9 protein-coding genes are annotated in these 13,841 nt (G+C 41.4%); all 9 read left to right on the top strand.

The features are described from left to right. Window positions 1–220 precede the first annotated feature (220 nt). Window positions 221–931 carry a succinate dehydrogenase iron-sulfur subunit gene (locus tag ACQKCP_RS07900; protein ID WP_055123743.1) on the top strand — a complete coding sequence of 237 codons (711 nt, stop codon included), beginning with the start codon at window positions 221–223 and terminating at the stop codon, window positions 929–931. A 915-nt stretch (window positions 932–1,846) separates the two neighbouring features. Continuing rightward, window positions 1,847–4,723: a 2-oxoglutarate dehydrogenase E1 component gene (locus tag ACQKCP_RS07895; RefSeq protein ID WP_427611922.1), complete on the top strand. Its 2,877-nt coding sequence runs from the start codon at window positions 1,847–1,849 to the stop codon at window positions 4,721–4,723. 155 nt (window positions 4,724–4,878) lie between these two features. After that, window positions 4,879–6,126 (top strand): 2-oxoglutarate dehydrogenase complex dihydrolipoyllysine-residue succinyltransferase, encoded by a 1,248-nt coding sequence (gene odhB / locus ACQKCP_RS07890; protein WP_427611921.1) that lies wholly within the window; start codon window positions 4,879–4,881, stop codon window positions 6,124–6,126. A 261-nt stretch (window positions 6,127–6,387) separates the two neighbouring features. Continuing rightward, window positions 6,388–7,842, top strand: coding sequence for a dihydrolipoyl dehydrogenase (gene lpdA, locus ACQKCP_RS07885; protein WP_427611920.1), 1,455 nt, complete (start codon window positions 6,388–6,390; stop codon window positions 7,840–7,842). Window positions 7,843–8,000: 158 nt separating this feature from the next. Beyond that, window positions 8,001–9,167 (top strand): ADP-forming succinate--CoA ligase subunit beta, encoded by a 1,167-nt coding sequence (sucC, locus tag ACQKCP_RS07880; protein ID WP_057757869.1) that lies wholly within the window; start codon window positions 8,001–8,003, stop codon window positions 9,165–9,167. 150 nt (window positions 9,168–9,317) lie between these two features. Beyond that, window positions 9,318–10,193 carry a succinate--CoA ligase subunit alpha gene (gene sucD, locus ACQKCP_RS07875; RefSeq protein WP_101204626.1) on the top strand — a complete coding sequence of 292 codons (876 nt, stop codon included), beginning with the start codon at window positions 9,318–9,320 and terminating at the stop codon, window positions 10,191–10,193. A gap of 81 nt (window positions 10,194–10,274) precedes the next feature. Continuing rightward, window positions 10,275–11,354, top strand: a complete 1,080-nt coding sequence (gene galE / locus ACQKCP_RS07870) for a UDP-glucose 4-epimerase GalE (protein ID WP_427611919.1) — start codon at window positions 10,275–10,277, stop codon at window positions 11,352–11,354. Window positions 11,355–11,394: 40 nt separating this feature from the next. Further along, the gene (gene wecB, locus ACQKCP_RS07865; protein WP_427611918.1) at window positions 11,395–12,528 is read left to right on the top strand and encodes a non-hydrolyzing UDP-N-acetylglucosamine 2-epimerase; all 1,134 of its coding nucleotides are present in this window, start codon (window positions 11,395–11,397) and stop codon (window positions 12,526–12,528) included. 42 nt (window positions 12,529–12,570) lie between these two features. Continuing rightward, window positions 12,571–13,815 (top strand): UDP-N-acetyl-D-mannosamine dehydrogenase, encoded by a 1,245-nt coding sequence (gene wecC / locus ACQKCP_RS07860; RefSeq protein WP_427611917.1) that lies wholly within the window; start codon window positions 12,571–12,573, stop codon window positions 13,813–13,815. Window positions 13,816–13,841 lie beyond the last annotated feature (26 nt).

Below are 13,841 nucleotides of genomic sequence, written 5' to 3'. Positions count from 1 at the left end.
TAGACTGCATACTTTATATATAGTTGATAGATAACAGCAGTGTTAACGTTTTATCCCTTATTAATTTATTAAAAAGGTGACCGCCAGCTACATGCTCATGCCAGCGCTACTACGCTATTAATTAGTATCCGATATTGGTTATCAGTACTGATTAATAGCTAGCGCAAATATGTTGCAATCTTTGTATGCCCGCCATCACCTACGTGTGGAGTTTAGCATTATGAGCCGAGGTACTCGCACCATCGAAATCTATCGCTACGATCCTGATCTGGACGCAGCGCCACGCATGCAAACTTATACGATTGAGCTACTTGATTCAGATCGTATGTTGCTTGACGTACTATTACGCCTAAAGAAAGAAGATGAAACACTTACTTTCCGTCGCTCTTGCCGTGAAGGTATTTGTGGCTCTGACGGCATGAACATTAATGGTAAGAACGGTTTGGCATGTCTAATCAACATGAACACGCTACCAGAAAAAGTAACGGTTCGTCCGCTACCTGGTTTGCCAGTGGTTCGTGATTTGGTTGTCGATATGAACCAGTTCTATGAGCAGTATGAAAAAGTACATCCGTACTTAATCAACGATCAGCCAGCACCGCCAACTGAGCGTTTACAGTCACCTGAACAGCGTGAGAAACTGAACGGTCTATACGAATGTATTCTATGTGCTTGTTGTTCAACCAGCTGTCCATCTTTCTGGTGGAACCCTGATAAGTTTTTAGGTCCATCAGCATTACTGCATGCTTATCGCTTCGTTGCTGATAGCCGTGACGGTGATACTCAAGCACGTTTAGCTCGCTTAGACGATCCGTTTAGCTTGTTCCGTTGCCGCGGTATCATGAACTGTGTATCAGTTTGTCCAAAAGGATTGAATCCAACCAAAGCGATCGGTCATCTACGTAATATGTTGATTGACCAAGCTGGTTAATCATAAATAATTGATATTTATAGTTACTATACGAAAAACACCACCTATTCATTAGGTGGTGTTTTTGTTAGTTAAAAAGCTGATATATAGATTTACTACTGTTTATAGTTGGCTTGTTATTTAAAGAATAGGACAAATTTAGCCTATTGAAAAATAGGTATTAAATGATTTATGAGTAAAACTGTATGGTCAATACGTTGGTCGTATGTAAGAAGAAATAATATATAGACAATCACCCTATATAATCGAATATAGACATAGTTGAATTTTGTTATAATTGTATTTGGTATTTAATGAGGTGATTAAAGCGTTTTTTTTAGCGCTTAATATGTGCCATTTGAGCACATTATGACATTATCAGGCTAAAATACTATGCGCACAATGATTATGCGTTTATAATTGATGTTAGATATTCATTACATAAATACCTAGTATTGAACAAACAAACTATGTCGCAAAAAATGGGCATGATAATCTATACAGCAATGTATGTCTGTCTGAAAAGGCAGGGTTTATCAGCAAATTTAGGGTAGTTCAGCATCAATAATCAGTTTATAGGTTAGCTGAAAATATAATCACCTATTAATAGCTTATCATTAATGGATTGGTTATGACTCAAAGAAGTATATATAAATTAATGTTGTGAAACGAGCTAGATAAGAAAACTGAGCGTTCACAAATAGTTTTATTTTTAGACGGGTATTGCAATAAGACTTGTTACCACTATTTAGCATCACTTGCTCTTGTAGACAATGACAGCAATATTCTATGGTAATGGCAATACTTAGGGATAAAAGTGTTTTATCGAATAGTATTTAACAGGATATGACACATTGTCTAACTACCTGAGCATACAACGACTGACACAATAATAAGCACGATTCCATTCATTTATCTATCAAATAGACGATTATTATGAATAGTATAACCAAAGAAAAATCTGGCCGAGTACATACCGAACTGGCTGCCGATAACGCCAACTATATAGAAGCTCTCTACGAGCAATACCTAACAGACCCTGATAGTGTTGATACTGACTGGCAAACGTACTTTGAACAGTATAAGTCGCAGAATGATGCTCAGCACAACGCTATCAAAGATCAGTTCTTACTACTTGCTCGTAATCAAACGGCAAATAAGAGTAGCAGTACTGATACCGACTCTAGCAGCTCTGCCAACTGTGACCCTAAGCAGATGGGCGTACAGCAACTAATCTCAGCATACCGTCGTCGCGGTCATCGCCGTGCCAAGCTTGATCCTTTAGATTTGCATCCACGTGCAGAAGTAGAAGATTTGACGCTTGCTTATCATAATTTGTCAGAAGCTGATCTTGATACCGTATTCCCGACCAATGATTTAGTCATCGGTAAAGATGAAGCGACATTGCGCGAAATCATCGAAATCATGGAACGTGTTTACTGTGGCCATATCGGTGTCGAGTATATGCATGTTACCACCAGTACCGAAAAACGCTGGATGGAAGAATACCTAGAGACCAATCTAGGCTATATCAAATTCGACAAAGAAAAACGTTTATCTATCCTTGAGCGCTTGACGGCTGCCGAAGGTCTAGAAAAATATCTTGCTCGTAAATATACGGGTGTTAAGCGTTTTGGTTTGGAAGGGGGCGAGAGCTTCATTCCTGCGATCAATGAAATCATTCAACGTGCTGGCGGATATGGCACAAAAGAAATGGTTATTGGTATGGCTCACCGTGGCCGCCTAAACCTACTAGTTAACATCTTAGGTAAAAACCCTGCAGACTTGTTTGATGAGTTTGATGGTAAAGTACAGCCAGAAAAAGGCTCAGGTGATGTTAAATACCACAATGGTTTCTCATCTAATGTGATGACACCAGGTGGCGAAGCGCATTTGGCTTTAGCATTTAACCCATCGCATCTTGAAATTGTCGCGCCAGTACTACAAGGTTCAGTACGTGCCCGTCAAGTACGTCGTAACGATCAGCCATTACTAGACAATACTGGTGGTAATTCAGTATTACCTATCGTGATTCATGGTGATGCTGCTTTTGCTGGTCAAGGTGTGGTTCAAGAAACCTTCCAGATGTCACAGACCCGTGCTTATACCACTGGCGGTACTGTGCATATCGTAATCAATAACCAAGTTGGCTTTACTACTAGCCGTCAAGAAGATGTTCGTTCAACTGAATATTGTACTGACGTTGCCAAGATGGTTCATGCTCCTATCCTACATGTAAACGGTGATGATCCTGAAGCAGTCGTATTTGCCGCTCAGTTAGCATTAGATTATCGTCATAAGTTTGACAAAGATATCATCATTGATTTGTTCTGCTATCGTCGTAATGGCCACAACGAAGCAGATGAGCCATCTGCAACTCAGCCATTGATGTACGCTGTTATTAAGAAGCTTCCGACTACTCGTACTCTTTATGCGCAAAAACTTATCGCAGAAGGTATCTTAAATGCCGAAGAAGAGAAACAGTACGAAGATGATTATCGTGAGTCGTTAGACCGTGGTGATTATGTTGTTAGCTCACTGGTTCAAGAGCCTAACGAACAGTTATTTGTAGATTGGAAACCTTATCTAGGTCATGACTTGGTTGATGACTGGGATACCAGTGTTGATATCGAAAAGCTGAAAGGTTATGGACGCCGTATGGCCGAAATGCCAGAAGGTTACAAGTTACAACGTCAGGTTCAAAAAGTCGTTGAGCAGCGTTTAGCGATGCAAACGGGCGAAGAGCCTCTTAACTGGGGTGCAGCTGAGACATTGGCTTATGCATCATTGGTCGATAACGACGGCGTATTAGTACGTATTACTGGTGAAGATGTTGGCCGTGGTACTTTCTCACATCGTCACAGCGAAATATATAATGTCAATGATGGCAGCATGTATGTGCCGTTGTCTCATTTGAGCGAAAATCAAGCGCGCTTTGCTACTTACAATTCATTGTTGTCAGAAGAAGCGGTACTAGCCTTTGAATATGGTTATGCGACTACTGTACCGAACGCATTGATCGTTTGGGAAGCACAGTTTGGTGATTTCGTTAACGGTGCTCAGGTTGTGATTGACCAGTTCATCTCAAGCGGCGAGACCAAATGGCAGCGTGTTTGTGGTTTGACGATGTTGTTACCACATGGCTTTGAAGGTCAAGGCCCTGAGCATTCATCCGCACGTTTAGAGCGTTTCTTACAGCTATGTGCTGAAGACAATATGCAGGTCATTACGCCAACGACTCCTGCGCAAATTTATCATGCTTTACGTCGTCAGGCAGTACGTCCTATTCGTAAGCCACTGATCGTTATGTCACCGAAAAGCTTATTACGTCATAAGCTAGCGACTTCTAATCTAGAAGAGCTTGCTAACGGTAAGTTTGAGACGGTATTGCCAGAGATGGACGATCACAACGCAGATAAAGTGACTCGTATGGTTCTGTGTGGTGGTAAGGTTTATTATGACTTATTAGAGCAGCGCCGTGCATTAGGTCTTGATCATGTGGCTATCGTTCGTATTGAACAATTGTACCCATTGCCAGAGACTCGCTTAATCGCTGAAATCGAAAAGTACAGTAACCTAACTGAAATAGTATGGACGCAAGAAGAGCCATTGAACCAAGGCGCTTGGTACTACTTAGCACCGCATATGTTCCGTATTGTCGTACCTCATCCAACCAAAGCAAAAGTCATGGAGCCAGTAGCGCGTCCTCCTAGTGCAGCCCCTGCAACAGGATCACCGAAACTGCACGCTCAACAACAGCAAGCACTCATTGCTGGTGGCCTTGGTATAAGTGTTGATGAATTAGCTCAGTAACACCTTGTCTAATCAAAAGATTATAGAAGATAAATGAATCAGGCGATGACAGTCAGTGTTTTTTAATAAATTATAAGCAAGGTTATTAGAAGATTACTGACTGCCTATCACGACTTAATAATAAGTATGAATATCCAAATCTAAGGAGTATATCGATGGCTGACATCAAAGCCCCCGTTTTTCCAGAATCGGTTGCCGATGGCACAATCGTTGAGTGGCATGTCACTGAAGGTCAACAAGTTAATCGTGATGACCTATTGGCTGAAATTGAAACTGATAAAGTTGTTTTAGAAGTTGTGGCACCTGATGATGGTGTATTGACCAAAATCGTAAAGCAAGTTGACGATACTGTATTGTCTGATGAGCTTATTGCTCAGTTTGAAGCCGGTGCAAGTGCTAGTGCTAGCGCAGAAGAAGCGCCAGCAGTAGATCCAGATCAACCAGCTGCGCCAGTTCAAGCAAAACAAGCTGCCGATGGTGGTGAGCCTGTTCAAGCAACAGATAAGAAAGGCGAAGCTGATCATAAAGATCAAAGCCCAGCAGTTCGTAAAGCAGCAAAAGAGTCAGGCGTAGATCCTAAAGAAGTTGAAGGTAGTGGCCGCGGTGGTCGTGTAACCAAAACTGATATGGCTAACCCAACATTGAAATCAGACAGCAGCATCAAGTCTGATAGCGGCCGTCCTGTTGCTGAATCAATGGGTGAGCGTACTGAAAAACGTGTTCCAATGACTCGTCTTCGTAAGCGTGTTGCTGAGCGTCTATTATCAGCATCACAAGATACAGCGATGTTGACGACGTTTAACGAAGTGAACATGAAACCATTGATGGACATGCGCACTAAGTACAAAGAGAAGTTTGAAAAGCGTCATGGCGTACGTTTAGGCTTTATGTCGTTATTCGTAAAAGCAGCGACCGAAGCGCTAAAACGCTTCCCAGCAGTAAATGCTTCACTAGATGGTGATGACATTGTTTATCATGGTTTTTATGATATCGGTGTAGCAGTATCTTCAGATCGTGGCTTGGTTGTTCCAGTACTACGTGATACTGATCGCATGAGTATGGCTGACGTTGAAAGCACAATCCGTGAGTTTGGCGGTAAAGCACAGCAAGGTAAGCTTGGTCTAGAAGACATGACTGGCGGTACGTTCACTATCTCTAACGGTGGTGTATTTGGTTCATTGATGTCAACACCTATTCTGAACCCACCACAAACTGCTATCCTAGGTATGCACGCTATCAATGACCGCCCAATGGCAGTCGATGGCAAAGTTGAAATCTTACCAATGATGTACCTAGCGCTATCTTATGACCATCGTATGATCGATGGTAAAGAAGCAGTACAGTTCTTGGTAACTATCAAAGAGTTGGTCGAAGACCCTGCAATGCTACTACTAGACCTGTAAGCTTTTAAGCTTGTATTGGCAACCGCTGATACAAGCTTTTTAACTTTGGTATAGATAATGATTTTTATTACTCAGCGATCTCTTCATGCGCTGATAACTGTATTTAAATGAATTTAATAATGGTGACTTGCTATCGATTATCGATGAGTGAGCCTATCTCACTGACATAGTGTATTAACTATTCAGTGTAGATAACGCTGATCTATCAGCAAGATAACAACCAGTTTAAATGACACATTCAATTAAAAATAGGAACGTACTATGAAAGACAATTATGATTTAGTCGTCATCGGCGGCGGTCCTGGTGGTTACGAAGCAGCTATTCGTGCAGGCCAGCTCGGTATGAGTGTTGCTTGTATCGAAAAGCGCGTTTATAAAGGCGAGCCAGCACTTGGCGGTACTTGCTTAAACGTTGGTTGTATCCCATCAAAAGCCCTACTTGATAGCTCACATCGTTACGAAGCTACTAAGCATGACCTTGACGAGCACGGTATCAGTACTGGTGACGTTGCTATCAATATCGAAAAAATGATAGAGCGTAAAGAAGGTATCGTTAAGCAGTTGACTGGCGGTGTTGCTGCGTTGCTAAAAGGCAATGGTGTTGATTGGCTACAAGGCTGGGGTACTTTAGTTGATGGTAAAGGCGCTGACAAAAAAGTCAAATTTACTGCTCTAGAAGACGAAAGCGAAACGACGATCACTGCTAAGAATGTTATTCTTGCGGCCGGTTCTGTGCCTATCGAAATTCCTGTTGCCAAAACTGACGGTGACCGCATTGTTGATTCAACTGGCGCACTTGATTTCACCTCAGTCCCTAAGCGTCTAGGCGTTATCGGTGCTGGTGTTATCGGTCTTGAGCTTGGTTCAGTATGGCGTCGTCTAGGTAGCGAGGTCGTCGTATATGAAGCACTTCCTAGTTTCTTAGCTGCTGCTGACAAAGACATCTCAAAAGAAGCTGGCAAAATGCTGAAGAAGCAAGGTCTTGATATCCGTGTCGATACCAAAGTAACCAATGCTGAAGTTCAAGGTGACCAAGTTGTCGTCACTAGCGAAAGCAACGGCGAATCGAGCGAGGAGAGCTTTGACAAACTAATCGTTTGTGTTGGTCGTCGCGCTTATTCTGAAAAGCTACTTGGCGATGATAGTGGCATCACGTTGACTGAACGTGGCCTTATCGATGTCAATGACCAGTGCAAAACCAATCTTGATGGCGTTTATGCTATCGGTGATTTGGTCCGTGGTCCTATGCTTGCGCACAAAGCAATGGAAGAGGGCATGATGGCTGTTGAGCGTATTCATGGCGAAAAACCTCAAGTTAACTATGACACTATCATCAATGTCATTTATACTCACCCAGAAATCGCCTGGGTAGGTTTGACTGAGCAAGAAGCTGAAGAAGCTGGCTATGAAGTTAAAACAGGTTCTTTCAACTTGGCTGCTAACGGTCGTGCATTAGCGCAAAGCGAAGCGCAAGGTTCTGTGAAAGTAGTTGCTGATGCGAAAACAGATCGTCTATTAGGTATGCATGCTATCGCTGCTGGTGCTGGTGATATCGTCCATCAAGGTATGATCGCGATGGAATTTGTTTCTAGCATTGAAGACTTGCAGTTGATGACGTTTGCTCATCCAACTATTTCAGAAGCAGTACATGAAGCTGCTCTATCTGCAGATGGTCGTGCTATCCACGCTATCCAACGCAAAAAACGTAAGAAATAAGTAGTTGCTCGTTTAGTTATTATCGATTTACAACCTGATTGGGGTATCGCTATTTCGGTGATGCCACAATCATGAGTGCGTCAGACGTATGATTAATATGTATATGTGCGCACTTGATTTCACTTTTTATTAATTGTAAAAAATAAAGGATACAATCAATGAATTTACATGAGTATCAAGCAAAAGAGCTATTAAAAAGCTACGGTTTGCCAATTCAAGAAGGCATCATCGCTCACAACGGCGAAGAAGCTGCAGCAGCTTTTGATAAAACCCCAACTGACATTGCGGTAATTAAAGCGCAAGTACATGCTGGTGGTCGCGGTAAAGCTGGTGGTGTAAAGCTAGTTAAAACTCGTGAAGAAGCTAAGCAAGTTGCTGAAGAGCTGATCGGTACTAACCTAGTAACGTTCCAAACTGATGCTGATGGTCAGCCAGTAAACTTTGTATTGGTTGCAGAAGATATGTATCCAGTACAAACTGAGCTATATCTTGGCGCAGTCGTTGATCGTGCAACTCGCCGTGTAACCTTCATGGCATCTACCGAAGGTGGTGTGGATATCGAAGAAGTAGCACACAGCACTCCAGAAAAAATCTTCAAAGTGAATGTTGATCCTTTAGTTGGTTTAATGCCTTTCCAAGCGCGCGACGTTGCGTTCAAACTTGGTCTAGAAGGTAAGCAAATTAACCAGTTCGTTAAATTGATGACTGGCGCTTATAAAGCATTTGTTGAAAACGACTTTGCTCTAATGGAAATCAACCCATTAGCTGTTCGTGAAAATGGCGAAATCGTTTGTGTTGATGGCAAAATCGGTATCGATTCAAACGCACTATATCGTCTGCCAAAAATCGCAGCACTACAAGACAAGACTCAAGAAAATGAGCGTGAGCTTAAAGCTGCTGAATTTGACCTAAACTATGTTGCTCTAGAAGGCAACATCGGTTGTATGGTTAACGGTGCTGGTCTTGCAATGGCGACCATGGACATCATCAAATTGTATGGCGGCAAGCCTGCTAACTTCTTGGATGTTGGCGGCGGCGCAACTAAAGATCGCGTTGTTGAAGCGTTCAAAATCATCCTAGAAGACAGCAGTGTTGAAGGCGTTCTAATCAACATCTTCGGCGGTATCGTACGTTGTGACATGATTGCAGAAGCTATTATCGCTGCTATCAAAGAAGTTGACGTACAAGTACCAGTTGTTGTTCGTTTAGAAGGTAACAACGCTGAGCTAGGCGCACAAATTCTAGAAGAGTCTGGTCTGAAATTGATTTCAGCTCAAGGTTTATCTGACGCGGCTCAAAAAATTGTCGATGCTGTTAAAGCGTAAGTCTTTAAACATAAGTGTTTAGAGATAAACGCTTAAGCATAGTAGTCAAATCGTAATAGTGGTTTTTATAATAAAGATTGGTTATCAAAATTTGATAATGATAGTTGTAAAGACTGCTGTTACAAGACAACCGAATACAAGGAAAATATAATGAGTGTATTAATCGATAAAGATACCAAAGTATTGGTACAAGGTTTTACTGGTAAAAATGGTACGTTCCATTCTGAACAAGCCATCGAATATGGTACAAAAGTAGTTGGTGGTGTGACTCCAGGTAAAGGCGGTCAAACGCACCTAGGCCTACCAGTATTCAACACCATGGCGGAAGCCATGGAAGCGACTCAAGCTGACGCTTCTGTTATCTACGTACCAGCACCATTTGTATTAGACTCTATCGTTGAAGCAATCGATGCTGGCGTTAAGTTGATCGTTGTGATCACTGAAGGCGTACCGACTATCGATATGCTAAAAGCAAAACGCTATCTTGAAGAAGCTGGCGATGTACGTTTGGTTGGTCCTAACTGCCCAGGCGTTATCACTCCAGGTCAATGCAAAATCGGCATCATGCCGGGCCATATCCATCAGCCAGGTAAAGTAGGTATCATCTCACGCTCTGGTACGTTGACTTACGAAGCTGTAGCTCAAACTACTAAGCTTGGTTTTGGTCAGTCAACTTGTATCGGTATCGGTGGTGATCCTATCCCTGGTATGAACCAGATTGATGCATTGAAGCTATTTGAAGCTGATCCACAAACTGAAGCTATCATCCTAATCGGTGAGATCGGTGGTACTGCTGAAGAAGAAGCTGCTGCTTATATCAAAGACCACGTAACTAAGCCAGTTGTTGGCTATATCGCTGGTGTTACTGCTCCAGAAGGTAAGCGTATGGGCCATGCTGGCGCTATCATCTCTGGTGGTCAAGGTACTGCTGAAGAGAAGTTCAAAGCGTTTGAAGATGCTGGTATCGCGTATACACGTGACCCATCTAAACTTGGCGACAAGTTAAAAGAAGTTACTGGCTGGTAAGATAGGCATTAGTCTACAGTTAAACTACTAAATCTGCATTGAAATATGATAAAGACACCCCTACAATGGGGTGTCTTTTTTATGCTTGAAAATTTTATGAAAAATAAGATACTAGTTACGGGAGGAGCAGGCTATATTGGTACGCATACCTGTATAGCATTGCATGAAGCAGGCTATGATTTTGTTGTGTACGATAACTTATTCAATAGTAGCCGTGAGGCGATTAACCGTGTCTCTACGCTTATTGGACAGACAATTGAGTTTATCGAAGGTGATATACGAGATGCTGAATCACTCAAACAAGTATTTGCCGCGCATCATTTTTTTGGCGTAATTCATTTCGCTGGTTTAAAAGCCGTTGGTGAGTCTGTTGCCAAACCACTCATGTATTATAATAATAATGTCAGTGGAACCATCACTTTATTAGAAATAATGTCAGAGTATGATGTCAAAAATTTCGTTTTCTCATCCTCTGCTACTGTTTATGGTGATCCTGAAAGCCTACCTATCAATGAAGAATCACCACGCTCCTGCACCAATCCTTATGGACAAAGTAAGCTAACAGTTGAACATATCTTGGAAGACCTAGCTGTGTCTGATGACAGTTGGAACCTGATTGCTCTTAGATACTTTAATCCAGTAGGGGCACATCCATCAGGACAGATTGGCGAAGACCCAAATGATATTCCTAATAACTTGATGCCTTATATTTCCCAAGTGGCCGTCGACAAACTTGAAAAGCTTAGCATCTTTGGTAATGACTATTCTACTGTCGATGGAACAGGTGTCCGTGACTTTATTCATGTCACTGACTTAGCTCAAGGTCATGTGGCTGCCTTCGATTATTTAGAGAAACAAACCAGACTAAACGAAAGTGGTACGACACAACAATATTCAGTAGGCTTTTTACCTATTAACTTAGGTACTGGCAAAGGTACGTCTGTATTAGAGTTGGTATCTGTATTTTCTGATGTATCTGGACAAGCTATTCCTTATCAGTTTACAGATCGTCGAGCAGGTGATATTGCGAGTTGTTATGCCAGTGTCGATAAAGCGAAAACGTTGTTAGGGTGGCAAGCTGAATTATCGATTACTGATATGTGTCAAGATACATGGCGCTGGCAGAGCATGTACCCGAATGGTTATACCAAATTGGTGTAATTCATTATTAAAAGTAGATAAAAATAAATAAGAGAAGTTTATGATAAAAGTACTAAGTATATTTGGAACACGTCCTGAAGCAATTAAAATGGCCCCTGTTGTCAAAGCACTAGCTAACAATCCGAATATCAAATCCTTAGTTTGTGTTACGGCTCAGCACCGTGAAATGCTTGATCAAGTATTATCTTTATTTGAAATCACTCCAGACTATGATTTGGATATCATGAAGTCAGGACAAAGCTTAACTCAAGCTAGTTCTAGAATGTTGCTTGCCCTCGAACCAGTACTAAAAGAATGTCAACCTGATTTAGTACTGGTTCATGGTGATACTTCAACGACATTATGCGGAGCACAGGCCGCTTTCTATCAGCAAATTCCTATAGGACATGTTGAGTCAGGTTTGCGTACTTATAATATTTACTCCCCTTGGCCGGAAGAAGCCAATAGACAGCTTACAAGTATAATCACTAAGTTACATTTTGCGCCAACTAAAGCTGCTGCTCAGCATTTATATGATGAACATAACAATCCTGACTATATCTATACTACCGGTAATACAGTCGTAGATGCTTTATTAGAGGTTAAAAACAAGCTTGAAACTAACGTAAAGCTACAAACTGAATTGAAACTTAAGTTTACTGAATTGGACTTTACAAAGCGTCGCGTTCTAATTACTGGCCATCGTCGTGAGAATTTCGGTGATGGGTTTGAATCAATTTGCCAAGCGATACAAGAGTTAGCAAAAAAGTACCCAGATTATGAATTTGTTTATCCCGTGCATTTAAATCCTAACGTTAAAGAGCCTGTAAATAGGTTATTAAAAAATCTTAGCAACGTCAAACTGATCGAACCTCAAGACTATCTACCTTTTGTATATTTGATGAGTACTAGTCATATAATTTTAACCGACTCAGGTGGCATCCAAGAAGAAGCTCCTTCTCTTGGTATTCCAGTATTAGTAATGCGTTCGACTACTGAAAGACAAGAAGCTGTAGAGGCAGGAACTGTAAAATTAGTAGGTACGCATGCACCTACGATTGTAGCTGAAGTAAGCAATTTGATTGAAAATGAGGCTATTTATCTTAAGATGAGTCACGCTCACAACCCTTACGGTGATGGCCAAGCATCACGGCGCATTACAGAAATTATTATCAAATTTTTCGATAAAGCATAACGTTCAAACTGAATAATTAAATATGAGTTAAGTGAGTCAATAATGAAAAATATTTGTGTTTTCGGTCTAGGCTACATTGGTTTACCAACAGCGGCAATGTTTGCACATCATGGAGCAAACGTAATAGGGGTTGATGTTAACCAGCATGCAGTTGATACAATCAACCAAGGCAAAATCCATATTGTGGAGCCAGGTTTAGAAACTATCGTCAAACAAGCAGTGGTTAACGGAAAGCTTAAAGCTAGTTTTATCCCTGTACATTCAGATGCTTATCTTATTGCGGTTCCTACACCTTTTAAGGGGGATAATCATGAACCTGATCTCTCTTATATCAAGGCTGTTAGTAAAGTACTAGCTCCGCTATTAGAAAAAGGAGATATAGTAATATTAGAGTCAACATCACCAGTAGGTGCTACTGAAAAAATGGTTGAGTGGCTCGCTGAAGAGCGCTCTGATCTAACTTTTCCCAAATATCATGAGCCTGATAACGAAGCTGATATCTTTGTTGCCTATTGTCCCGAGCGTGTATTACCAGGTAAGGTCGTAGAAGAGCTAATCTCAAATGATCGTATCATTGGCGGAATGACCAAAGAGTCGACTAAAAAAGCGCAAGAAGTTTACCGTATCTTTGTAGAAGGTGATTTGCTAGCGACCAACTCACGTACGGCCGAGATGGCAAAGCTTACCGAGAATGCCTCTCGGGATGTAAGCATTGCCTTTGCTAATGAGCTATCTATTATTTCAGACAAATTGGATATCAATGTTTGGGAATTGATTGAGCTTGCCAATCATCACCCACGTGTCAATATTCTACAACCTGGTGCTGGAGTAGGTGGTCACTGTATCGCTGTGGATCCATGGTTCATCGTTAACCAAAATCCAGACGAAGCGAAGATCATTCGTGCAGCTCGTGAAATCAATGATAGCAAACCGAATTGGGTTATTGAGAAAATCATGGCCGAAGTAAATAAGCTAAAAAAACAAGGTGTTGAGAAGCCGATAGTAGCGTTACTAGGTTTGGCCTTTAAACCTAATATTGATGATTTACGAGAGAGCCCTGCAGTTCATATTGCTAGAGAAATGTTAGATGTAGACTCAGCAGAAGTTCTACTGGTAGAGCCGAATATTGATAAACTGCCTAAAACACTAGAGTTTGGGACGTTGGTAAGCTTATCTGAATCGATAGACAAAGCTGATATCGTTGCTATTTTAGTGGCTCATAATGAGTTTAAAAAAGAAGATTTAAAAAGTAACGTATCAGTGATAGACGCTGTAGGTATCATGTAAAAAAATCAATACTAGACTTAAGAGTA

The organism is Psychrobacter sp. NPDC078631 (genome assembly GCF_050268165.1).
In the GTDB taxonomy this organism is placed as follows: domain Bacteria; phylum Pseudomonadota; class Gammaproteobacteria; order Pseudomonadales; family Moraxellaceae; genus Psychrobacter.
Note: the sequence above shows the minus strand (reverse complement) of the source record. Positions and strands in the feature narration are given on the sequence as shown.

Excerpts from the sequence above, each read along its gene's own strand:
- ACQKCP_RS07900 (WP_055123743.1), top strand. The coding sequence starts at position 221 with ATGAGCCGAGGTACTCGCACCATCGAAATCTATCGCTACGATCCTGAT.
- wecB (WP_427611918.1), top strand. The coding sequence starts at position 11,395 with ATGATAAAAGTACTAAGTATATTTGGAACACGTCCTGAAGCAATTAAA.
- odhB (WP_427611921.1), top strand. The coding sequence starts at position 4,879 with ATGGCTGACATCAAAGCCCCCGTTTTTCCAGAATCGGTTGCCGATGGC.
- sucD (WP_101204626.1), top strand. The coding sequence starts at position 9,318 with ATGAGTGTATTAATCGATAAAGATACCAAAGTATTGGTACAAGGTTTT.
- lpdA (WP_427611920.1), top strand. The coding sequence starts at position 6,388 with ATGAAAGACAATTATGATTTAGTCGTCATCGGCGGCGGTCCTGGTGGT.
- sucC (WP_057757869.1), top strand. The coding sequence starts at position 8,001 with ATGAATTTACATGAGTATCAAGCAAAAGAGCTATTAAAAAGCTACGGT.
- galE (WP_427611919.1), top strand. The coding sequence starts at position 10,275 with ATGCTTGAAAATTTTATGAAAAATAAGATACTAGTTACGGGAGGAGCA.
- wecC (WP_427611917.1), top strand. The coding sequence starts at position 12,571 with ATGAAAAATATTTGTGTTTTCGGTCTAGGCTACATTGGTTTACCAACA.
- ACQKCP_RS07895 (WP_427611922.1), top strand. The coding sequence starts at position 1,847 with ATGAATAGTATAACCAAAGAAAAATCTGGCCGAGTACATACCGAACTG.